The 22023-nt window shown below is 70.5% G+C and carries 20 protein-coding genes; 15 read left to right on the top strand and 5 right to left on the bottom strand.

Annotation, left to right across the window (positions count from 1 at the left end; genetic code table 11):
• Window positions 1-31: 31 nt before the first annotated feature.
• From O1Q96_RS38415 to nudC, 3 genes are all read left to right on the top strand, one after another.
• On the top strand, window positions 32-3619 hold the full coding sequence (locus tag O1Q96_RS38415; protein WP_269252502.1) for an ATP-dependent helicase: 3588 nt from the start codon (window positions 32-34) through the stop codon (window positions 3617-3619).
• A 10-nt stretch (window positions 3620-3629) separates the two neighbouring features.
• Window positions 3630-5033 (top strand): dipeptidase, encoded by a 1404-nt coding sequence (locus O1Q96_RS38410; RefSeq protein ID WP_269252501.1) that lies wholly within the window; start codon window positions 3630-3632, stop codon window positions 5031-5033.
• Window positions 5034-5119: 86 nt separating this feature from the next.
• A complete protein-coding gene (gene nudC / locus O1Q96_RS38405) occupies window positions 5120-6067 on the top strand; it encodes an NAD(+) diphosphatase (protein WP_269252500.1) in 948 nt (315 codons plus the stop codon).
• Window positions 6068-6071: 4 nt separating this feature from the next.
• Here the strand turns inward: nudC and O1Q96_RS38400 are convergent, their stop codons facing one another.
• Window positions 6072-6314, bottom strand: coding sequence for a mycoredoxin (locus O1Q96_RS38400; protein ID WP_217453134.1), 243 nt, complete (start codon window positions 6312-6314; stop codon window positions 6072-6074).
• A gap of 180 nt (window positions 6315-6494) precedes the next feature.
• On the opposite strand from O1Q96_RS38400, the gene O1Q96_RS38395 reads away from it, so the two are divergent.
• The 5 genes from O1Q96_RS38395 (at window position 6495) to O1Q96_RS38375 (ending at window position 10513) form a co-directional block, all read left to right on the top strand.
• Window positions 6495-8789, top strand: coding sequence for an ATP-dependent DNA helicase UvrD2 (locus O1Q96_RS38395; protein ID WP_269252499.1), 2295 nt, complete (start codon window positions 6495-6497; stop codon window positions 8787-8789).
• Window positions 8790-8951: 162 nt separating this feature from the next.
• Window positions 8952-9266 (top strand): hypothetical protein, encoded by a 315-nt coding sequence (locus O1Q96_RS38390; RefSeq protein WP_217453136.1) that lies wholly within the window; start codon window positions 8952-8954, stop codon window positions 9264-9266.
• A gap of 177 nt (window positions 9267-9443) precedes the next feature.
• Window positions 9444-9812: a WhiB family transcriptional regulator gene (locus O1Q96_RS38385; RefSeq protein ID WP_217453137.1), complete on the top strand. Its 369-nt coding sequence runs from the start codon at window positions 9444-9446 to the stop codon at window positions 9810-9812.
• Window positions 9809-10132: a hypothetical protein gene (locus tag O1Q96_RS38380; protein WP_269252498.1), complete on the top strand. Its 324-nt coding sequence runs from the start codon at window positions 9809-9811 to the stop codon at window positions 10130-10132. The genes O1Q96_RS38385 and O1Q96_RS38380 overlap by 4 nt, the downstream gene beginning before the upstream one ends.
• Window positions 10133-10306: 174 nt before the next feature.
• Entirely contained in the window at window positions 10307-10513 is a 207-nt protein-coding gene (locus O1Q96_RS38375; protein ID WP_269252497.1) for a hypothetical protein, read from the top strand.
• 202 nt (window positions 10514-10715) lie between these two features.
• On the opposite strand, the gene O1Q96_RS38370 is transcribed toward O1Q96_RS38375, so the two are convergent.
• On the bottom strand, window positions 10716-12146 hold the full coding sequence (locus O1Q96_RS38370) for an ABC1 kinase family protein (RefSeq protein WP_269252496.1): 1431 nt from the start codon (window positions 12144-12146) through the stop codon (window positions 10716-10718).
• Window positions 12139-13335, bottom strand: a complete 1197-nt coding sequence (locus O1Q96_RS38365) for a TOMM precursor leader peptide-binding protein (RefSeq protein ID WP_269252495.1) — start codon at window positions 13333-13335, stop codon at window positions 12139-12141. The genes O1Q96_RS38370 and O1Q96_RS38365 overlap by 8 nt, the downstream gene beginning before the upstream one ends.
• 210 nt (window positions 13336-13545) lie before the next feature.
• Between O1Q96_RS38365 and O1Q96_RS38360 the strand changes: the two genes are divergently transcribed.
• From O1Q96_RS38360 to O1Q96_RS38345, 4 genes are all read left to right on the top strand, one after another.
• Window positions 13546-14142, top strand: coding sequence for a M48 metallopeptidase family protein (locus O1Q96_RS38360; RefSeq protein WP_269252494.1), 597 nt, complete (start codon window positions 13546-13548; stop codon window positions 14140-14142).
• Window positions 14143-14286: 144 nt separating this feature from the next.
• Window positions 14287-15972: a TerD family protein gene (locus O1Q96_RS38355; RefSeq protein ID WP_269252493.1), complete on the top strand. Its 1686-nt coding sequence runs from the start codon at window positions 14287-14289 to the stop codon at window positions 15970-15972.
• 14 nt (window positions 15973-15986) lie between these two features.
• Window positions 15987-16667, top strand: coding sequence for an AIM24 family protein (locus tag O1Q96_RS38350; RefSeq protein WP_269252492.1), 681 nt, complete (start codon window positions 15987-15989; stop codon window positions 16665-16667).
• 17 nt (window positions 16668-16684) lie between these two features.
• A complete protein-coding gene (locus O1Q96_RS38345; protein ID WP_269252491.1) occupies window positions 16685-17440 on the top strand; it encodes an AIM24 family protein in 756 nt (251 codons plus the stop codon).
• Window positions 17441-17592: 152 nt separating this feature from the next.
• Here O1Q96_RS38345 and O1Q96_RS38340 read toward each other — a convergent pair whose 3' ends face one another.
• Both O1Q96_RS38340 and O1Q96_RS38335 read right to left on the bottom strand, forming a co-directional pair.
• Window positions 17593-18114 carry an NUDIX hydrolase gene (locus O1Q96_RS38340; protein WP_269252490.1) on the bottom strand — a complete coding sequence of 174 codons (522 nt, stop codon included), beginning with the start codon at window positions 18112-18114 and terminating at the stop codon, window positions 17593-17595.
• The gene (locus tag O1Q96_RS38335) at window positions 18111-19556 is read right to left on the bottom strand and encodes a zinc-dependent metalloprotease (RefSeq protein ID WP_269252489.1); all 1446 of its coding nucleotides are present in this window, start codon (window positions 19554-19556) and stop codon (window positions 18111-18113) included. Before O1Q96_RS38335 ends, O1Q96_RS38340 begins: the two co-directional genes overlap by 4 nt.
• Window positions 19557-19746: 190 nt before the next feature.
• Here O1Q96_RS38335 and O1Q96_RS38330 point away from each other — a divergent pair, with 190 nt between their 5' ends.
• The 3 genes from O1Q96_RS38330 to O1Q96_RS38320 all read left to right on the top strand — a co-directional run bounded on the left by O1Q96_RS38330 (window position 19747) and on the right by O1Q96_RS38320 (window position 21967).
• Complete coding sequence (locus O1Q96_RS38330; protein ID WP_269252488.1) at window positions 19747-20910, top strand: SDR family oxidoreductase; 1164 nt, start codon at window positions 19747-19749, stop codon at window positions 20908-20910.
• A gap of 191 nt (window positions 20911-21101) precedes the next feature.
• A complete protein-coding gene (locus tag O1Q96_RS38325; RefSeq protein ID WP_269252487.1) occupies window positions 21102-21563 on the top strand; it encodes a molybdenum cofactor biosynthesis protein MoaE in 462 nt (153 codons plus the stop codon).
• 239 nt (window positions 21564-21802) lie between these two features.
• Window positions 21803-21967: a hypothetical protein gene (locus tag O1Q96_RS38320; protein WP_269252486.1), complete on the top strand. Its 165-nt coding sequence runs from the start codon at window positions 21803-21805 to the stop codon at window positions 21965-21967.
• The last annotated feature ends 56 nt before the right edge of the window (window positions 21968-22023 follow it).

Genomic DNA, 22023 nt, shown 5'->3' with positions numbered 1-22023 from the left:
ACTGTCAGTGGGCACGGCTAGCCTCTCTGACGTGCCAGCCCGTATCACCGATCCCGAGCAGCTCAAGGAGCTCCTCGGTATCCCGTTCACCCCGGAGCAGACGGCCTGCATCATCGCGCCGCCCGCGCCGCAGGTGATCGTGGCCGGAGCCGGCTCCGGCAAGACCACGGTCATGGCCGCGCGCGTGGTCTGGCTGGTCGGCACCGGCCAGGTCGCCCCCGAACAGGTCCTCGGCCTGACCTTCACCAACAAGGCGGCAGGCGAACTCGCCGAGCGCGTACGAAAGGCACTGATCAAGGCCGGAGTCACCGACCCGGACGTGATCGATCCGGACAACCCGCCGGGCGAGCCCGTGATCTCCACCTACCACGCCTTCGCCGGACGCCTCCTGACCGACCACGGGCTGCGCATCGGGCTCGAACCCACCGCGCGCCTCCTCGCCGACGCCACGCGCTACCAGCTGGCCGCACGCGTCCTGCGCGAGGCACCGGGCCCCTACCCCGCCCTCACCCGCTCCTTCCCCGACCTGGTCAGCGACCTCCTCAACCTCGACTCCGAGCTCGCCGAACACCTCGTACGCCCGGAGGACCTGCGCGCGTACGACGCCCGGCTGCTCAGCGACCTGGAAACCGCCAGACTCACCAACGCCGACCTGCGCAAGGTCCCCGAGACGGCCGCCACCCGGCGTGAACTGGCCGAACTGGTGAGCCGCTACAGAACCGCCAAACGCGACCGGGACCTCCTCGACTTCGGCGACCAGATCGCCCTCTCCGCGACCCTCGCGAGCACACGCCCCGAAGTGGGCGGCATCCTGCGCGACGAGTTCAGAGTGGTCCTCCTCGACGAGTACCAGGACACGTCCGTCGCCCAACGCATCCTCCTGGCAGGCCTGTTCGGCGGCGGCACCGGCCACCCCGTGACCGCCGTCGGAGACCCCTGCCAGGCCATCTACGGCTGGCGCGGCGCCTCCGTGGCCAACCTCGACGACTTCCCCGAACACTTCGCACACGCCGACGGCCGCCCCGCGACCCGCCAGGCACTCAGCGAGAACCGCCGCAGCGGCGGCCGCCTCCTCGACCTCGCCAACGGCCTCGCCGAGCCCCTGCGCGCCATGCACGCGGGCGTGGAGGCCCTCCGCCCGGCCCCCGGCGCCGAACACGACGGAACGGTGCGCTGCGCCCTGCTGCCCACCCACGCCGAGGAGATGGACTGGCTCGCCGACTCCATCGCCCACCTCGTACGCACCGGAAAGGCACCCGGTGAGATCGCCGTCCTGTGCCGCACCGCCACCGACTTCGCCGAGATCCAGGGCGCACTCGTCGCCCGGGACGTCCCCGTCGAGGTCGTGGGCCTCTCCGGCCTGCTGCACCTGCCCGAGGTCGCCGACCTGGTCGCCGTCTGCGAGGTCCTCCAGGACCCCGGCGCCAACGCCTCACTGGTCCGCCTCCTCACCGGCCCGCGCTGGCGCATCGGCGCCCGCGACCTCGCCCTCCTGGGCCGCCGGGCCCGCATGCTCGTGTCCCACGCGCGCGTGGGGGCCGACGACGACCCCGACCGGCGGCTCGCCGCAGCCGTCGAAGGAGTCGACCCGGCCGAAGTGATCTCCCTCGCGGACGCCCTCGACACGTTCCTGGAGACACCACTCGGCGGCGACGGTGACGACGACGGACTGCCGTTCTCGTCCGACGCGCGCGTACGGTTCGCCCGGCTCGCCGCCGAACTGCGCGACCTGCGCCGCTCGCTCGCCGACCCGCTCATGGACGTCCTGCACCGGGTCCTCGCCACCACCGGCCTGGAGGTGGAACTCTCCGCCTCCCCGCACGCCCTGGCCGCCCGCCGCCGCGAGACCCTGTCCAACTTCCTGGACGTCGCCGCCGCCTTCGCCGCCAACGACGGTGAAGCCAGCCTCCTCGCCTTCCTCGGCTTCCTGCGCACCGCGGCCCAGTACGAGAAGGGCCTCGACAACGCCCTCCCGGGCGGCGAGAACACCGTCAAGGTACTCACCGCGCACAAGTCCAAGGGCCTGGAATGGGACGTCGTCGCGGTGCCCGGCCTCGTCACCGGCACATTCCCCAGCAGCCAGGGCCGCGAGAAATGGACCGCCCAGGGCAAGGTCCTCCCCCACGAACTGCGGGGCGACGCCGAAACCCTCCCCGACATCGACGCCTGGGACTCCCGCGGCATGAAGGCCTTCCACGAGGCCATGAAGGAACACCAGCACACCGAGGAACTCCGCCTCGGCTACGTCACCTTCACCCGCCCCCGCTCCCTGCTGCTCGGCTCCGGCCACTGGTGGGGCCCCTCCCAGAAGAAACCCCGCGGCCCCTCCGCCTTCCTGCAGTCCCTGTACGACCACTGCGAGACCGGGCACGGCGAGATCGAGGCCTGGGCGGACGAACCCGAGGAGAACGAGGAGAACCCCGCACTGCACCGGGCCGGCGGCGACCACGCCTGGCCGCTCCCGCTCGACGACACCGCGATGGCCCGCCGCAGGGAAGCCGCGCAGACCGTCCTCGCGCACCTGGAGTCCGGCCACCCGCACGAGACCGCCCACCCGACGTCCCACGACGCCCCGGACTCGTACGACGACCCGGACTGGCCGCCCCCGCCCGAGGAGGACGAGCCCCCCTACGGAGAAGACGACTACGCGGACGAGCTCCACCACGCGGACGGCGATCTCACGAACCCGCCCTACGAAGAGGCGGCCCACGGAGAAGCCCCCCACGAAGAGACCGATCTCACAGACGGGACACCCCACGGCGACTGGGACTCGTGGACCACACAACGCCCCCGGGTCCCGCACCCCACCCCGTCCCCCGACGCGCGCCCCCACCCACCGGAAACGACACCTCCCGCCACCGGAACCACCCCCCTCACCCCGGAGGAAGCCCGCACCATCGCCTCCTGGGACCGCGACCTGGACGCCCTCACCGGAGAACTCCTGCGCGCCCGCGAAAGCGTCACGGACGTCCCCCTGCCGGCCTCCCTGACCGCCTCCCAGCTGCTGCGACTCGCCGCCGACCCCGACGGCTTCGCACAGGACCTGGCCCGCCCCATGCCCCGCCCGCCCCAGCCGGCCGCCCGCCGGGGCACCCGCTTCCACGCCTGGGTCGAAGCCCGCTTCGAAGAACTGCGGCTCCCGATGCTGGAACCCGGGGAACTGCCCGGCAGCGACGCCGAGATCGCCGACGAACGCGACCTCGAAACCCTCAAGACCGCCTTCGAACGCACCCCCTACGCCCACCGCACGCCCTACCGGGTCGAAGCACCCTTCCAGCTCGCCATCGCCGGACGCGTCGTACGGGGCCGCATCGACGCCGTGTACAAGGAAGAAGGCGACGGCGAAGCGCCGACGACATACGAGATCGTCGACTGGAAGACCAACCGCACCCGCACCGCCGACCCCCTCCAGCTCGCCCTCTACCGGCTCGCCTGGGCCGAACAGCACGACATCCCCCTGGAATCCGTACAGGCCGCCTTCCTGTACGTGCGCAGCGGCGAGATCGCCCGGCCCGAGAACCTCCCGGACCGGACCGCACTGGAACGCCTCCTCCTGGAAGAACCACCCGAAGGGGTCCCCGACGAACCGCCGGACCAGCACGCCCGCGTGGACGGCTAGGCTCGTGACCATGAGCAAGACTCCGGACAGCGCCGTCCGCACGTACATCGGACACCACCGCGCAGCCTTCCTCGACGACCTCGCCGAATGGCTGCGCATCCCGTCCGTCTCGGCCCAGCCCGAACACGCCGCGGACGTACGGCGCAGCGCTGACTGGCTTGCCGCGAAACTCCAGGAAACCGGCTTCCCGACCTGCGAGATCTGGGACACCCCCGGCGCACCCGCCGTCTTCGCCGACTGGCCCTCCGACGACCCCCAGGCACCCACGGTCCTCGTCTACGGCCACCACGACGTACAGCCCGCCGCCCGCGAGGACGGCTGGCACACCGATCCCTTCGAACCCGTCGTCCGCGGAAACCGCCTCCACGCGCGCGGAGCCGCCGACGACAAGGGCCAGGTGTTCTTCCACACACTCGGCGTCCGCGCCCACCTCGCCGCCACCGGCCGCACCACTCCCGCCGTCCACCTCAAGCTCCTCATCGAGGGCGAGGAGGAATCCGGCTCCCCCCACTTCCGCGCCCTCGTCGAAGCCCGCAGGGACCGACTGACCGCCGACGCCGTGATCGTCTCCGACACCGGCATGTGGTCCGAGGACACCCCCACGGTGTGCACCGGCATGCGCGGCCTCGCCGAGTGCGAGATCCAGCTGTACGGACCCGACCAGGACATCCACTCCGGCTCCTTCGGAGGCGCCGTACCCAACCCGGCCACCGAAGCCGCCCGCCTCGTCGCAGCCCTGCACGACGAGCACGCGCGCGTGGCCGTCCCCGGGTTCTACGAAGGCATCACCGAACTCACCGACCGGGAACGCGAACTCTTCGCCGAGCTGCCCTTCGACGAGGAACAGTGGCTGCGAACCGCCAGATCCACCGCCACCCACGGAGAGGCCGGACACACCACCCTCGAGCGCGTCTGGGCCCGCCCGACCGCCGAGGTCAACGGCATCGGCGGCGGCTACCAGGGCCCAGGCAGCAAGACGATCATCCCGTCCTCGGCGATGGTGAAACTCTCCTTCCGACTGGTCGCCGGACAGGACCCCGACCACATCGAGAAGGCCGTCCGGACCTGGGCCGCAGAACAGCTGCCTGCCGGGATCCGCCACGAGATCACCTTCGGCGCCGCCACCCGCCCGTGCCTGACACCCCTCGACCACCCCGCCCTGCAGTCCGTCGCACGCGCCATGGGCCGCGCTTTCGAGCAGGACATCCGCTTCACCCGCGAAGGAGGATCAGGGCCGGCCGCCGACCTCCAGGACGTCCTCGCCGCACCGGTGCTCTTCCTCGGCATCTCCATCCCGTCGGACGGCTGGCACGCCCCCAACGAGAAGGTCGAGCTGGACCTCCTCCTCAAGGGCGTCGAAACCACCGCCTACCTGTGGGGCGACCTGGCCCAGAACTGGCGCGATGCACACTGAAGAAGCCCCGCCGCACACGTCCTGCCGTACAACCGGCTGAACAGCCCGCCGAAACAACCGTTCCACCGGGGGAGTTGGAAGCACCCGTGACCACCTGGACCGACCACACCGCCGACCGACCCATCTCGCTCACCGCCCCGAGCGGCATCGACCGGGCCGCCCACCAGCGGCTCGACGAAGCCTGGCTCGCCGCGGCATGGAGCCACCCCTCCACCCGCGCCTTCGTGGTCTCCGGCGGCCAGGTCCTCATCGACGAGACACCCGACGGCACCACCGAACTCGTCATGACACCGTCCTTCGAAGCACCCCTCACCGAAGCACACCGCTACTTCCTCGGCACGGACGACGACGGCGTCAGCTACTTCGCCCTCCAGAAGGACACCCTCCCCGGACGCATGGACCAGTCCGCGCGCGCGGCAGGCCTGCGCGAAGCCGGCCTCCTCCTGTCACCGCGCGACGCGGGCCTCATGGTGCACGCGGTCGCCCTGGAGAACTGGCAGCGCCTGCACCGCTTCTGCTCCCGCTGCGGCGAACGCACCGTCATCGCCGCCGCCGGCCACATCCGCCGCTGCCCCGCATGCGGCGCCGAGCACTACCCCCGCACCGACCCCGCCGTGATCATGGGCGTCACGGACAGCGAGGACCGCATCCTGCTCGGCCGCCAGATGCACTGGCCCGAAGGCCGCTTCTCCACCCTCGCCGGCTTCGTCGAGCCCGGCGAGTCCATCGAGCAGTCGGTCCGCCGCGAGGTCTTCGAAGAGGCCGGCGTCACCGTCGGCGAGGTCGAGTACATCGCCAGCCAGCCCTGGCCCTTCCCCTCCAGCCTCATGCTGGGCTTCATGGCCCGCGCCACCTCGGCGGAGATCAACGTCGACGGCGAGGAGATCCAGGAAGCACGCTGGTTCTCCCGCGAAGACCTGCGGGCCGCCTTCGAGTCCGGGGAGGTCCTCCCTCCGTACGGCATCTCGATTGCGGCCCGCCTGATCGAGCTCTGGTACGGCAAACCCCTGCCGACACGCGGAGTGGCCGCCTGAGGCCCTAAGCGCCGACCTTCTGCTTGACCTGCGCCAGCGAAGGGTTCGTCAGCGTCGAACCGTCCGGGAAGAGGACGGTGGGAACCGTCTGGTTTCCGCCGTTCGCCTTCTCCACGAACGCCGCCGACTCCGGGTCGTGCTCGATGTTGATCTCGTCGTACGTGATGCCCTCGCGGTCCATCTGGCTCTTCAGCCGACGGCAGTAGCCACACCACGTGGTGCTGTACATCGTCACAGTGCCCGGCATGTGTCTCATGCTCCTTCGCTGCAGGGAGGTGCGTGTTCGCAGTCAGGGGAACGTACGAGACCAGGCCGCCATTCCCGCAACCGTCAGGGGTGAGAGCCGCCGCACACACCCGGCCGCGCGCGAGAGCGACGCCGGCGAACCGAACCGGGCAGCACGCCTGCCGCATTAGTACGACTACGAGTGCCCCCCTGTGGACAACCGGCGCACCCGTCTCCGCCGACCTGGCAGCATGGCGGGGTGACAGCAGCAACGCATTCCACCCTCTTCCCACAGGGCCCCCACGGTGGTTCCCAGTACCCGGCCCCGGCCGACGGAGCCGACGCGGTACTGGAAGGGCTCGACCCCGAGCAGCGCGAGGTCGCCACAGCCCTGCACGGCCCGGTATGCGTCCTCGCAGGAGCCGGCACGGGCAAGACCCGCGCCATCACCCACCGCATCGCCTACGGAGTACGAGCCGGAATCCTCCAGCCCTCCAGCGTGCTCGCCGTCACCTTCACCAACCGCGCCGCCGGGGAGATGCGCGGCCGCCTCCGCCAGCTCGGCGCCTCCGGAGTCCAGGCCCGCACCTTCCACTCCGCCGCTCTGCGCCAGCTCCAGTACTTCTGGCCGAAAGCAGTCGGCGGCAGCCTGCCCCGCATCGTCGACCGCAAGATCCAACTCGTCGCCGACGCCGCGGCCGCCTGCCGCATCCGCCTCGACCGCGGCGAACTGCGCGACGTCACCGCCGAGATCGAATGGTCCAAGGTCACCCAGACCGTCCCCGCCGACTACACCGCGGCGGCCGTGAAAGCCGGACGGGAAGCACCCCGCGACCGAGCCGAGATCGCACAGCTCTACTCCGCCTACGAGGACATCAAACGCGACCGCAGCGTCATCGACTTCGAAGACGTCCTCCTCCTGACCGTCGCCATCCTCCAGGACCAGCACGACATCGCCGAAGCGGTCCGCGCCCAGTACCAGCACTTCGTCGTCGACGAATACCAGGACGTCAGCCCCCTCCAGCAACGCCTCCTGGAACTGTGGCTCGGCGAACGCAACAACCTCTGTGTCGTCGGCGACGCCAGCCAGACCATCTACTCCTTCACCGGCGCGACCCCCGACCACCTCCTCGACTTCCGCACCCGCCACCCCGAAGCCACCGTCGTCAAACTCGTCCGCGACTACCGCTCCACCCCCCAGGTCGTCCACCTCGCCAACGGCCTGCTCGCCCAGGCCCGCGGCCGCGCCGCCGACCACCGCCTGGAACTGATCTCCCAGCGCGCCACAGGCCCCGAGCCCGGCTACGCCGAATACACCGACGAGCCCGCCGAAGCCGAAGGCGCCGCCCGCCGCATCCGCGACCTCATCACCTCCGGCACCCCCGCCAGCGAAATCGCGATCCTCTTCCGCACCAACTCGCAGTCCGAGATCTACGAACAGGCCCTCGCCGACGTAGGAGTGCCCTACCAGCTACGCGGAGCCGAACGCTTCTTCGACCGCCCCGAGGTCAAGCGAGCCATCCACGCCCTGCGCGGCGCAGCCCGCTTCGGAGGCAACGACTCACTCCTCGACGACGCCCCCGACCTGCCCTCCCAGGTACGAGCCGTCCTGTCGGGAGACGGCTGGACCCACCAGCCACCGGCGGGCTCCGGCGCCGTCAGGGAGCGCTGGGAATCCCTCGCCGCCCTCGCACACCTCGCCCAGGACTTCGCCGCCGCCAAACCCGACGCCACCCTCGGCGACCTCGTCGCCGAACTCGCCGAGCGCGCAGGCGCCCAGCACGCCCCGACCGTCCAGGGCGTCACCCTCGCCTCCCTCCACTCCGCCAAAGGCCTGGAGTGGGACGTCGTCTTCCTGGTCGGCGTCGCCGAAGGCATGATGCCGATCACCTACGCCAAGACCGACGAACAGATCGAGGAAGAGCGCCGCCTCCTCTACGTCGGCGTCACCCGCGCCAGAGAACACCTCTCCCTGTCCTGGGCGCTGTCCCGCTCACCCGGCGGCCGCCACAACAGGCGGCCCAGCCGCTTCCTCGACGGCCTGCGCCCCGGCTCCGTCACCACCACCACGAACCGCGGCACCACCACCGGTTCCGGCGGCTCCGGCGGAATCGAGCGCGGAACCCCCGGCAGCGTCCCCGGCGAGACCCGACGCACCAACCGCACCCCCGCCCGCTGCCGCGTCTGCGGCCGCACCCTCAGCGACGCCGGCGAAATGAAACTGATGCGCTGCGACGACTGCCCCTCCGACATGGACGAAGGCCTCTACGAGCGGCTGCGCGCCTGGCGAGCGGTCCAGGCCGCGCGCAGCGGACAGCCCGACTTCTGCGTCTTCACGGACAAGACACTCATGGCCATCGCGGAAGCGGTGCCGTCCACTCCGGTAGAGCTGGCCCGCATCCCAGGGGTCCGCGCCCGCAAGCTCACCCGCTACGGAACCGACGTACTTGCCATCTGCGCAGGTCAAGAGCCTGAGACCGGTGAAGGCGAGGATTGATTCAAACTCATCGAAAAAATAGTTTGCGCATGCCCCAGCAATCCCCATAGGTTTTAAAGCACGGAAACGGCGGCCTTCTCGAAGGCCCTGGTTCCGTGCTGTACTTAACAACCGACGGACCGGCTCGCCCGGTCCCAGAGACGCCGAGAGGAGGCGATTCCAGTGATCAGCATCAACGCCAGCTCCATCAGCACCGCCAAAATGACCGATCGCTCGGTCGTCTCCACCTGCCTGCTCGGTTTCTCGAACCTGGGCACCGGTCTGTCCGGCATCCCTGCCGTCCGGCCGACGTCCTCCGTGTCTCTCGCCGGACTCCCTGTCCGCGAGCGCAATGAGCGACCGATGAAGGCACTGGAAGCAGTAGAGGCACAGGCGCAGGCCTATGCCTTCGCGGCCACCGGTGCCGGAGCCGCCAAGCAGACGCACCACACGATGTGGGCCTTCCGTGGGCCTGACCCCTGGAGTGATCCAGCCTGATCGACGATCAGGCCGGCGCCTTCAGGGCCGCGGAACCCCACCCGGGATCCGCGGCCCTTCTGTTTGTCCCCGACCGGGGACAGCGGAGCGAAGGGGCCTCGGGACAAGAAAAAAGAACCCCGGTACCAGCCGCCAACCGGCCAACCGGCCGGCACGACCAGACGAGGAAGACCAACCGTGCAACTCGAAGCGCACGCCCCGTCCGTACCGCCTTCCGAAACGATCACCCCGCCCGGCTCCACGGAGGACTCCACCTTGACCCCGCTCACGGCGCTCACCGCGCTCGACGACGCCATCGAGAACCTCGGCGTACCCGTCCCCTGCCGTTCCTACGACCCGGAAGTCTTCTTCGCCGAGTCCCCGGCCGACGTCGAGTACGCCAAGTCCCTCTGCCGCACCTGCCCGCTGATGGAGGCCTGCCTCGCCGGCGCCAAGGAGCGGCGTGAGCCCTGGGGCGTCTGGGGTGGCGAGCTCTTCGTCCAGGGTGTCGTTGTCGCCCGCAAGCGGCCGCGTGGCCGCCCGCGCAAGAACCCGGTTGCGGCATGAAAACCACAGGAACGATCGATCGCCCCCTGACGCACGACCCCAAGAAACAGGCCCCGATGAAGCCGTCCACAGGCGAGCCCGCAGGCTCCGCGATCCCAGACTTCACCGCCACCGGCGCGATCGACTTGCGTCAGAACAGGACCCGAGAAATGCAACTCATCCCAGAAGCCCTCGCTCGTGCGCATATGCACGACCGAATGCACGAGGCCGAACAGGAACGCCGGGCCATGCGCCTGGTGATGGCCCGCCGCATGCAGCGCCGCGCCGAGCGCGCGTCACTGCGTGCCCGCCGCGCTCTGGCCATGGCGGTCATGCAGTAAGACCCACGCAACAGGGCCCATGCAGAAGGACCCATCCAACGAGGTCCATGCAGTCAGGCCCACCGGCCGAAACGCAGCAGACACAACCGCTCACCGCGGGGGCCGGTCCGAACGGACCGGCCCCCGCGGTGCGTTGTGACTCCCGTTGCCCAGCCCCGGAGCTATCGTCGGGCTGTGACCAGCCTCCGCGGGAACAGCGACGACGGCTCCACCACGGAGCCGGGCTCCATCACATGCGCGCACTGCGGCGCCACCTCGGAAGACCCACAACCGACCTGGACCTGCTCCCTGGAGAACGGCACCCGCCGCTACTTCTGCGACACCTGCGCCCGGACCAACCTCAGGGCGATCGAGGGGCGGCTGGACTCGGCTTGGTGGTGAGGCGGGGTTTTCTGCTGTTCCCTGTCTGGAGGGGGCTCCCCCCACCCCCTCCCACCCCTCCCCATCCCAAATGACAGCTCAAGCACCCTCCGCCCCGAACGCGTGACCAAGCCCATCCTCGGGCCCCCATACGCCGCTCGAGCATGCTCGCGCCCGCCCGCGCGCATGCGTCCGGGGACGGCTCGCGCCGGCCCGCGTCACATCAAGCCCCGGCTGCCGAATCCTCCGCGTCCATCTCGTCCATCTGATCCATTTCGTCCGGTTCCGCCTCCACGTCCGGCAGGAAGCCGGGAAGCCACTCCTCGAGTTCCTGGCGCAGTCGTACCGTCGCTCCCAGCTGGCAGAGCACGCCGATCGTGCTCAGGGTCACCCGGTGTATCAGCAGGTATGCGGGGGGCAGGTTGAGCTGTTTGCCGAGTTGGTGTGCGGGGGAGCGGAGGTCGGCGATCCGGGCGGCCTGGCTCCGCATCCAGCCTCGGCTGAAGGTGAACTCTTCGACCTGGGCCGGCTCGATGATGGGGAGCAGGTAGTCCAGGACGGCGTCCGGGTCCAGTTCTATGGACTCTTTGACGAAGCCTTCCTCGCAGAGCAGTTCGTAGACGGCTTCCGCGTCGCCGTCGAGGGTCATGCGCAGAGAGTTGCCGATCGTCGACGGCAGGCCGCCCGGCAGGCGGTCCACCGTGCCGAAGTCCAGGACACCCAGCCGCCAGCCGCTTCTGTCGGCTGAGCCGTCGGAGCCGTCGGAGCCGTCGGTGTCGTCCGGCATGAGGCGGAAATTGCCCGGGTGCGGGTCAGCGTGCAGCAGGCCGGTGCGGGACGGGCCGGAGAAGAGGAAGCGGGCGAGGAGTTGTCCCGCCCGGTCCCGTTCTTCCTGCGTACCGTCGGTTATCACCTCGGACAGGGGTATCCCGTCGATCCATTCCGTCACCAGCACCTGCTCGCACTGGTGGACCACGGCCGGTACCAGTACGTCCGGGTCGTCCGCGAACTCCTCCGCGTGTGCCCGCTGCGCCTGTGCCTCCAGGGCGTAGTCGAGCTCTTCTGACACCCGGTCGCGCAGTTCCGCGATGAGGGGCTTGATGTCCATGCCCGGAATCAGCGGTCCCAGCAGTCGGGCGAAGCGGCTCAGCTGGTTCAGGTCGGACAGGAGGGCTTCGCCTGCTCCGGGGTACTGGACCTTGACCGCTACCTCCCGGCCGTCGTGCCAGACCGCCCGGTGCACCTGGCCTATGGAGGCCGCCGCGGAGGGTTTGTCATCGAACTCCAGGAACAGATCCTGCCAGTCCTCGCCGAGCCGCTCCTCCAGTACGGAGTGCACCGTGCGCGTCGGCATCGGCGGGGCCGCCTCCTGGAGCTTGGTGAGGGCCGCGCGATACGGGCCGGCGACCTCCTCGGGCAGCGCGGACTCGAAGACGGACATGGCCTGTCCGAACTTCATCGCGCCGCCCTTGAGCTCGCCGAGCACTTTGAACAACTGGTCCGCCGTGCGCTGTTGCAGCTCGCGACCCACGAGTTCCGCGGACTTGCCGCCGATTCGTTTGCCGAGTCCCCAGGTCGCGCGCCCGGCGAAGCCGAGCGGTAGCGCGGCGAGTTTGGCGGTTCGGGTGACCGCCTTCCGGGGAAGATCAGACATGCGCCCTCCAAGTACCGGACAGCCGTGCCGCGTGCGGCTGTTGCCCGGCCATTGTCTCGTGCGGCCCTTCGTCGTCCGAGGTCTGCTCCCCCTTAGCCTTCTCCGCGGCCCCGCAGGGGCATCCGGGATGTTGCCACACCGGTCGCGCGTGCCAGTCGAATCCGGGTAGGGAAACCTCCCAGCGGGCTCCCACGCTGGACGGTGACCGGCCGTCCAGGAAGGCGAGCGCATGCCCTGCGGCCAGGCCTGCGACCGTGGCCGCCAGTGCCAGATCGCAGGCCGGCACCTGGCGGGACTGTACGGAGCGCCACTGTGCGAGCAGGCGGGGCCAGGTCGGATCCCGGTCGGTGCGTCCCAGGTCCAGGCAGCCCGCGCAGGCCGTGTCGCCGGGGAGGACCAGCGGGCCGACGACGCCCGTGCCCTCCACGACCCCCGCGTAGAGATGAGGAGTACCGGATTCGATGAGTGACTCGGATGATGCCGGGTCGGGTGCGTGGACGGCGAGGCCTTCCCGGGGCGCGATGATCACCAGGGTGAGGCCGGGATCCTCTGATCCGGGAGTTGAGCGTGTGCCGCCGCCGCGGCGGGGCGGGCGGCCGGGGGCCGCTCCGCGCACCGCGCGCCGGGCGGCCTCGTCCCGGCGCTCGCCGATGGACTCCACGGGCAGCCCGCCCGGCGCCACGTCCCATGGTTCGACGCGGCCGCCGTCCTGTACGTCGACCTGGCCCACGCCCGCGCCCGACAGGGTCGAGGCCAGCACGGCTCCGACTCTGCCCGCGCCCCGTACCTGTACGCGCAGTGAGCGGCGGGCGGCCAGCCGGCGCATGGCCTCGCCGGGTTCGGGAGCGACGAGGGACAGCGAGGCGGCGTCGGGCCGGAGCCGGTCGTAGACCGCCGGTTTGCCGCGCAGGGCGTCGGCGGCGGGTCCGCCGCCCGTCGCGTCGTCCAGCAGCCCGGCCAGGGACAGCCGCTCCACAAGGCCGTCGACGTGGCCGTCGGGCAGGCCCATGCGGCGTCCCTCGTCGCGCAGGAGGGGCAGCCCGCGTGTGCCGTCGAGCAAGGTCATGAGGCTGCCTGTCGCGGTGTCCATCGGGCCGAGCACCATCGCGTGTGCGGGCGCCATGCCGAACTGCACGGTGTTCAGATCCCGCCAGCCGCGCCGCAGCGCGGGTTTCACCATCGGATGCATGAAAACGACCCCCGTACGTCCCCGTGGTGCCGGCGGTGTTCGTCCTGCTCCGCCGGTCGAGTGCCAGGATGCCCGCATTGCCCGGCGCGTGCCGAAAGTTGTCCACAGGCAGTGGATTTCGTCGTACTAATCGAGCGCGTGGGGTGCGGTTCGGCATCGATGCGTCCCGGAGGCGGGACTTCCCCCATGTGCAACGGGTAACGTCGGGGCGTGCCCGCCGACCCACTGCACCGCGCCGGAAACCCACAGCGCAGCACGACGAGCCAGCCGCCAAGCGGCTCGGGGGGGAGCGCGATCGAGGTCCGCAGGAGCGCGCGACGGCGCAGAACGGTCTCCGCGTACCGTGAGGGCGATCGCACCGTCGTGCTCATCCCCGCCCGCATGTCGGAGGCGGAGGAGCAGCGCTGGGTCACCGTCATGCTCGACAAGCTGGCCGCCCAGGAGAGCAAGCGCGTGCTCGGCGACACGGAGCTGTCCGAGAGGGCCGCCCGGCTCTCCGAGCTCTACTTCGACGGGCGGGCCCGGCCCGCTTCGGTGCGCTGGGTCACCAATCAGAACACGCGGTGGGGGTCGTGCACCCCGGCCGAGGGCAGTATCCGCCTGTCGCACCGCTTGCAGGGCATGCCCGAGTACGTCGTCGACTACGTTCTCGTCCACGAGCTGGCGCATCTGCTCGTACCGGGTCACGGGCCTGATTTCTGGCGGCTCCTGGAGGCCTACCCGCGCACCGAGCGGGCCCGTGGGTACCTCGAAGGGGTGGTGGCCGCCGACCGGCTGCCCCACCTGCCCGTGGCGCGCGGCGAGTGACGTCGGCCTGACGCCGACACCCTGCCCGGGACGACTGGCGGCAGGGTTTGTGTACCGGGTCTGTACCGGCCTCGTCCGCGGCTGGAATTTGCCGTTAGCCTGACGCGACGTACTTGTATTCGGGATGGGGGACGGTCGTTACGCATGGCCAGGGAATTCCAGCGCGGCCACAAGGCCAGGATCAGTGACCTCACCGCGGGCACCGATCTGTACGTAGGTGTGCAGATCGCCGGCCCCGGGCTGACCTTCGACATCAGCTGCTTCGGTCTGGACGCCGACGAACGGCTGTCGGACGACCAGTACTTCATCTTCTTCAACCAGCCGAAGAGCCCCGAGGAGTCCATTCAGCTTCTCGGTGCGCAGGCTGGTGACACGGAGTCCTTCCGCGTCACCCTCGACAAGATCCCTCCGCGGATCCAGAAGCTGTCGTTCACCGCGACGGTCGACGGGGCCGGACAGATGTCCCAGGTCGCTCCTGGGTACATCCGTATCGTGGCGGGCGGCGAGGAGGTGGCCCGGTACTCGTTCACCGGCGCCGAGTTCTCCACCGAGCGTGCCGTGATGCTGGGCGACTTCTACCTGAAGGACGTGTGGCGGTTCGCCGCGGTCGGACAGGGCTTCGACGGCGGGCTCGACGCGCTGCTGAAGAACTTCGGCGGCGAGGTCGCCGAGGAGGAGCCCGCCGCAGCGCCCGCGCCGCAGGCCGGCGCTCCGTCGTTCGCGCCGCCTCCGCAGGGTGCCGCGCCGCCCGCGTTCGGAGCCCCCGCGGGCTCCGCCACGCAGGCTCCCGCGCCGCAGCCCGCTCAGGGTTTCGCACCGCCCGCGGCGCCCGCGCCCTCGGTGCATGCCGCGCCGACCATAGTCGCGCCCATGACCCCGCCCGGTGGCGCCCCGGTGCCGCCTCCGGCGCCCGCACCCGCGCCCTACGGTCAGCCGGGCCAGCAGCAGCCTCCGTACGGCCAGGCCCCCGGCCAGACCGCACCCCTGCCGCCCGGTTACGGACAGCCCCAGGCTCCTCAGGCACCGGTCCCGCCTCCGGGCTACGGCCAGCCGACTCCGCCTCCGGGCTACGGCCGGCAGCCGCCGTTCGGTCAGGCTCCGGGGCAGCCCGGCGCGCCGGGTGCGCCCGCCGCGTACGGAGTGCCGCAGGGCATCCCTCAGGGCGGTGCCGGTGTCACCGCGGCGCTGCAGGCGTACAAGGAGACGCCCACCGGGCAGCGCTGGACGCCGCAGAACAAGAAGATGGTCCGTGTCGATCTCGGCGCGGGCGGCGACCAGGCCGTACTCGCCCGTCAGGGCAGCATGGTGCTCTACCAGGGCAAGGTCGACTTCAGCTACAAGGGCGCCGGTTTCTCAGGGCGGATCGTGGGCAACGCGACCGGCCAGGAGATGCAGCTGATGCGCTGTTCGGGCCGCGGCCAGGTCTTCCTCGCGGAGAACGGCGCCATGCTCCACCCCATCGAGCTGCAGGGTGACGCCGTCTGCGTCTCCGCGGAGAACGTCCTCGCCTTCGACGAGACGCTCCAGTACGAGGTGCGCCGCGTCGAAGGACACGGCATCCCCGGAGGAGCGCTGTTCACGATGCAGTTCCAGGGGACCGGCACGGTCGTCGTGAAGACGCGTGGGGTGCCCGTAGTCCTGCCCGTGACGCCGACGACGTTCGCCGACTGCAACGCCGTCGTCGCCTGGTCCGCCGCCTCGCAGGTGATCGTTTCCAGCCAGGTGCGGATGCGCCGCAACGCCTACCCGGGTGACACCGGCGAGAGCGTGAACCTCCAGTTCCGCGGGGCGCCCGGCAATTTCATCGTCGTCCAGCCGTACGAGGTCTGAGGGAGCCCGTCCAAATGAACCAGCAACTCGCGGGCTTCGCCCCGGCACCCGTTGTCGCGCGCATGGAGAACCACGGCAACCACATGCTCAAGGTCGCCATGCAGACCGGAAACGACCTCCTCGCGCGCGTGGGGTCGATGGTCGCCTACGAAGGGTTCGTCCAGTACGAGCCCAACCCGCCGGCCGTGCGCCAGATCGCCAAGGACTGGATGACCGGCGAGGGCGCACCGTTGATGAAGTGCTCCGGAGACGGCCTGCTCTACCTCTCCGACTACGGGGCGAACGTCGTCGTCATCAACCTCAACGGCGACGCGATCTCCGTCAACGCCACCAACCTGCTCGCCTTCGACGCGCACCTCACCTGGGGCGTCGAGCGGGTCAAGGGCCTGGCGAAGTTCGCAGGCCAGGGCCTGTGGAACACCAAGATCTCCGGGCAGGGCTGGGTCGCGCTGACCTCGCGGGGCAAGCCCATCGTCGTCGACTGCGGTGGCGGCGAGGACGAGACGTACGTCGACCCGGACGCGCTCGTCGCCTGGTCCCCGAACCTGAAGGTGAAGGGCAAGCGCAGCTTCAAGGCACAGTCGCTGATCGGGCGGGGCAGCGGCGAGGCCTTCCAGATGGCCTTCTCCGGACAGGGCATCGTCGTCGTCCAGCCCAGCGAGGACAGCACCGACCGCCTCCGGGTCCGGGGCTGAGGGGGAGGACACACATCATGCAGAGCCCGCTTTTCGCCTACAACGACCGGCAGTCCCAGGAGCGCTACAGCCTGCAGAACAAGCAGATGCTGCGCGTGGTCCTGGAAGGCCACGACGACATGCTCGCCCGCAAGGGCACCATGGTCGCCTACCAGGGCCTCGTGGAGTTCGACGCCGAGTACCAGAACTCCGGTCAGCAGCGTTCGCGCGCGCACACCGGAGAGGGTCTCGACCTCATGCGCTGCCACGGGCAGGGCACCGTGTACCTGGCCAACCTCGCCCAGCACATCCATGTGGTGGACGTGGACCAGGACGGTCTCACCGTGGACAGCAGCTACGTCCTGGCGATGGACTCGTCGCTGCACCACGACGTGATCGCCGTGGACAGCCAGTACGGCATCTCCGGATCCGGCAAGTACCAGCTCAACATCACCGGGCGCGGCAAGGTCGCCCTGATGACATCGGGCATGCCCCTGATGCTGCAGGTCACGCCGGACCGGTACGTCAACTGCGACGCGGACGCGATCGTCGCCTGGTCCACGAGCCTGCGCGTACAGATGCAGGCCCAGACACACTCCTCCGGTGTGTTCCGTCGCCGCGGCAACACGGGTGAGGGCTGGGAGCTCAGCTTCATGGGCCAGGGATACGCGCTCGTCCAGCCCAGCGAGATGCTGCCGCCGCAGAACGCGGCGATCGGGTCGGGTGTCGCCGCCCAGTACGGAATGGGCCAGCAGGGGGCCCGGGGCCAGAACCAGGGCAACGCCTGGAGTTAGGACCTTCCGCGGGCACTCTGTCGAGCGCCCGCGTAAATCCCGGGGTGGGGCTGCCCGCCGGTCCGTGGTGACCGGTCGTGCAGTGTCCCGCGCCCCTTCAGGGGCGAGTGTGTAAGGGGCGGTCGCCATTGCGGCCGCCCCTTACAGATTTCTCAGAGCCTTGCTCGTGTCGCCCGCAGCAGGCGTACGACCGAGTCGTCGGCCACCTTTTCCACCTCGTCGTACGCGAACCAGCGGAGGTCGAGGGACTCGTCGCTGATCTCCTGGACAGCTCCCGGGGCGGCCACGACCGCGTACTGCACGTCGAAATGCCGGTGGCAGGGCGGCGGAATGGGATGCCGGTCGAGCCGTACCGGTCCGCCCGGGAGCAGTGTCAGGGCCGTGATGCCCGACTCCTCCGTGGCCTCACGCAGGGCCGCTGCCTCCAGGGTGGCGTCCCCCGGCTCGCAGTGGCCGCCCATCTGCAGCCACATCCGGAGCTTCTTGTGGAGCGTCAGCAGCACCCTGCCGTGCCCTGGATCGATCACCAGGGCGCTCGCCGTGACGTGCCCGGCCGTACAGGCCTTCCACATGCCGTCCGGATGAGCCTCCAGATGGCCGAGATAGGCCTGACGGAGCTCCTCCTGGCCCTCAATGCCCTTCAGGACCAGGACGGCGTCGTCGTACAGGGTCACTTGTCGTCGTCGCCCTTGTCCTCGTCCCCGCCCTTGTGCTCGCCCGAGGTCTCGTCCTTCGTGAGGTTCGGCTTCTCGGGTGAACCGCCCGCGGCCTCGCCCAGCATCTTGTCGAGCTCGGAGAAGTCCAGCTGCTCGCGGTGCACGAAGCCGTCCGGGTCGTCCAGGTCGGATGCGGTCGGCAGCATGTCCGGGTGAGCCCACAGGCCGTCGCGGCCGTCGACCCCGCGCGCGTCCGTGAGCGAGGCCCACAGGCGGGAGGCGTCCCTCAGGCGGCGCGGGCGCAGCTCCAGGCCGATCAGTGTGGCGAAGGTCTGCTCGGCGGGGCCACCCGTCGCACGGCGGCGGCGCAGCGTCTCCCGCAGCGCGTCCGCGGACGACAGGCGCGGCTTCGCCGCCGAGTGGACCACCGCGTCCACCCAGCCCTCGACGAGCGCGAGCGCCGTCTCCAGGCGGGCCAGCGCGGCCTTCTGCTCCGGCGTGTCCTCGGGCTGGAACATGCCCTGCTGGAGTGCCTGCTGCAGCTCTTCGGGGTTCTGCGGGTCGAACTGGCCGACCACGTCCTCCAGCTTCGCCGTGTCGACCTTGATTCCGCGCGCGTACCCCTCGACCGCGCCGAACAGGTGCGAGCGCAGCCACGGCACGTGGGCGAAGAGCCGCTGGTGGGCGGCCTCGCGCAGAGCGAGATAGAGACGCACCTCGTCCTGGGCGATCCCCAGGTCCTTGCCGAACGCCTCGATGTTCAGCGGAAGCAGCGCGGCCTTGCCGGCCGGGCCGAGCGGCAGGCCCACGTCGGTCGAGCCGACGACCTCGCCTGCGAGCACGCCCACGGCCTGCCCGATCTGCGTACCGAACATGGCGCCGCCCATGGAACGCATCATTCCGAGCAGCGGGCCTGCCATGGCCTGCATCTCCTCGGGCAGCACATCGCCCATGGCCGCGCCGACGCGCTCGGCGACCGGGTCGACGAGCTCCTTCCACACCGGCAGGGTCGCCTCGACCCACTCCGCGCGGCTCCAGGCCACCGCGGAGGCCGCGCCGGACGGCAGCGACGTCGCGTCGTCCAGCCACAGGTCGGCCAGCCGCACCGCGTCCTGGACCGCGGTGCGCTCGGCGGGGCCGACGCTCGAGTCCTTCGTACCGTCGGAGGTGCCCTGGGACACCGTCTGGCGGGCGATCTGCTTGGCCATGTCCCAGTTCACCGGGCCGCCCTCGTAGGAGAGCATCTGGCCCAGCTGCTGGAACGCGGCGCCCAGGTCGCCCGGGTTCAGCGAACCGAACATGGCTGCGAGCGGGTTGTCGCCTCCAGGGCCGCCGGGCCCGAAACCGAACGGGTTGGCAGGTCCCTGACCACCACCGCTCTGCTGGTCCTTCTTCTTGCCCTCGTCGCCGTCGTCCGGCTCCTCCGGCGGAAGGCCGAATCCGAATGGGGTGTCACTCACGGGATTCCTCGGCTGTTAAGGCCGCCGGTTCGCTCCGACGGCGGCTGCCCTGCATCACCACCCAGCGTAGACACCACAACCGGTTCGGGCCTCGGTGCGTCGCCGACTCGGCGGCTGCGGCAGGATGGATGCCACCTGGTACGTACGCGTCATGCGCGTTCTTACTGAAGACAACCGCTGGAGACGCCCGGTGAGTTCCCCAGATCCACAGGTTCGCGCAGCGCGAAACCCCTCGGCCCATCCGTCGCCCGACCAACGACCCTCGACGTCGGCAGCGCGTGCCGACGGGACCTCCGCCGTACGCGGCCCCGTCGTCGCGGTCACCGGCGCCGCGTCCGGAATCGGCGCGATGCTCACCGAGCGGCTCGCCGCAAGCGACGAGATCAAGCAGGTCATCGCCATCGACGAGCGGCGCGGCGAGTGCGCGGGCGCCCAGTGGCACATCCTGGACGTCCGGGACCCGGCCATCGCGGAGAAGCTGCGCGGGGCGGACGTCGTGGTCCACCTCGCGCTCGACCTCGACCTCGAAACGGACCCCGCCGCGCGTACGGCGTACAACGTGCGGGGTACCCAGACCGTGCTCACGGCCGCCGCGGCCGCCGGCGTCCACCGTGTCGTGCTGTGCACGTCGGCCATGGTCTACGGAGCACTGCCCGACAACGAACTGCCCCTCTCCGAAGACGCCGAACTGCAGGCCACCGCCGAGGCCACGGGCGTCGGGGACCTGCTGGAGGTCGAGCGGCTCGCCCGCCGGGCGCCCCGCGCACACCCCGGGCTCAACGTCACCGTCGTACGGCCCGCCGTGCTCGTTGGGGGCACCGACACCGCTCTGACCAGGTATTTCGAGTCCCCTCGGCTTCTGGTCGTCGCCGGGTCCCGGCCCGCCTGGCAGTTCTGCCACGTCGAGGACCTGTGCGGCGCGCTGGAGTACGCGGCCCTGGAGAAGGTCGACGGCGAGCTGGCCGTCGGATGCGACGGATGGCTGGAGCAGGAGGAGGTCGAGGAGCTCAGCGGGATCCGGCGGATGGAACTGCCGTCCGCCGTCGCCCTGGGGGCCGCGGCCCGGCTCCACCGGATCGGGCTCACGCCGTCGCCGGCCGGGGACCTCGCCTACACGATGTATCCCTGGGTGGTCAGCGGGAGCCGGCTCCACGAAGCCGGATGGCGGCCGCAGTGGACCAACGAGGAGGTGCTCGCCGAACTCCTCGGGGAGGTCGCGGGGCGGCACACCCTCGCCGGGCGGCGCCTCGGGCGCAAGGACGCCACCGCCGCGGGAGCCGCGGGCGCGACGGTCGCCCTGCTCGGTACGGCCGCGCTGGTGCGGCGGGCCCGGAAGGCGCGACGGCGGATCTGAGGCGTGGGCGGGGCCGTGTCCTCGCGGCCCCGTCGTCGGCCGGCCGGCGTGAGCGCCGCACGGACCTTCCGGAGCGGGGCGGGTCCAGCGGTTCCATGGGTCTGCCTCTGTAGACGGCTCCAACCGTGCGCGCGTGCGTGCGGGTGAAAGCGCTATTCCGGGGAGTCGGCGGGGTGGGGCACGATGGGGGTATGGCACCCATGAATGATCATCCCGGTGAGCAGGCCGCGCAGGAGCCCATCAAGCTTCTGGCGATTCGGGAGACCGACCTCTCCCTGGACGAGGTCTTCCGGGCCGTCGGTGACGACGCCTCCGGAGGGACCGCGCTCTTCGTGGGAACCGTGCGCAACCACGACGGGGGAGCGGACGTCGACGCGCTCGGGTACTCGTGCCACCCCACCGCCGAGGCCGAGATGCGGCGGGTCGCCGAGAACGTCGTGGCGAAGTACCCCGTGCGGGCGCTGGCCGCCGTGCACCGGATCGGGGACCTGCGGGTGGGTGATCTCGCGGTGGTCGTCGCCGTCTCCTGTCCGCACCGGGGAGAAGCCTTCGAGGCCTGCCGGAAGCTGATCGACGACCTGAAGCACGAGGTCCCGATCTGGAAGCACCAGACGTTCTCCGACGGTACGGAGGAGTGGGTCGGGGCCTGCTGACGCCACAGGACTCCCGCTCCCCGGAGCACATCCGCACCGGTCCCACCGGCCCGCGGCGGCGTCATCGGCCACACCGGCCACACCGGTTCTCCTGGCCCGGTTGGCCCTACCGGCCCCATCGGCACCACCCGTACGGCCTTCCGGTTGCGTAACCCGACCCCTGCCGTGAGCGTTGAACAAGCGGATGGTTAATCTGCTGATCAGTCAGTTGCGGTCGCTCATGGGGTTGGGAGGTCGGTATGGCAGCGCTCGCCTGGTTGCTGATTCCGCTTTTCGCCGCGATCGGCGCCGGAGCCTGGGGCAGTTGGGCAGGACGGAACCGCAAGACCCTCGGGGACGGCCACGAGCTCGCGGGCTACACACGCTTCCGCGAGGCCATGGAGAAGTCGCACTCGGACGCCTGACCGGCCCTCGGTCCCCGGACGGACGGCCCTGACGGTGCGCCGACAGTGGGGTCCCG

This window comes from Streptomyces aurantiacus (assembly GCF_027107535.1).
GTDB lineage: Bacteria > Actinomycetota > Actinomycetes > Streptomycetales > Streptomycetaceae > Streptomyces.
Note: the sequence above shows the minus strand (reverse complement) of the source record. Positions and strands in the feature narration are given on the sequence as shown.

Bases quoted from the DNA above. Each gene is read 5' to 3' on its own strand.
- O1Q96_RS38355 (WP_269252493.1), top strand. From the start codon at position 14,287: ATGGCCAGGGAATTCCAGCGCGGCCACAAGGCCAGGATCAGTGACCTC.
- O1Q96_RS38325 (WP_269252487.1), top strand. From the start codon at position 21,102: ATGGCACCCATGAATGATCATCCCGGTGAGCAGGCCGCGCAGGAGCCC.
- O1Q96_RS38350 (WP_269252492.1), top strand. From the start codon at position 15,987: ATGAACCAGCAACTCGCGGGCTTCGCCCCGGCACCCGTTGTCGCGCGC.
- O1Q96_RS38345 (WP_269252491.1), top strand. From the start codon at position 16,685: ATGCAGAGCCCGCTTTTCGCCTACAACGACCGGCAGTCCCAGGAGCGC.
- O1Q96_RS38370 (WP_269252496.1), bottom strand. From the start codon at position 12,146: ATGTCTGATCTTCCCCGGAAGGCGGTCACCCGAACCGCCAAACTCGCC.
- O1Q96_RS38400 (WP_217453134.1), bottom strand. From the start codon at position 6,314: ATGCCGGGCACTGTGACGATGTACAGCACCACGTGGTGTGGCTACTGC.
- O1Q96_RS38320 (WP_269252486.1), top strand. From the start codon at position 21,803: ATGGCAGCGCTCGCCTGGTTGCTGATTCCGCTTTTCGCCGCGATCGGC.
- O1Q96_RS38410 (WP_269252501.1), top strand. From the start codon at position 3,630: ATGAGCAAGACTCCGGACAGCGCCGTCCGCACGTACATCGGACACCAC.
- O1Q96_RS38380 (WP_269252498.1), top strand. From the start codon at position 9,809: ATGAAAACCACAGGAACGATCGATCGCCCCCTGACGCACGACCCCAAG.
- O1Q96_RS38365 (WP_269252495.1), bottom strand. From the start codon at position 13,335: ATGCATCCGATGGTGAAACCCGCGCTGCGGCGCGGCTGGCGGGATCTG.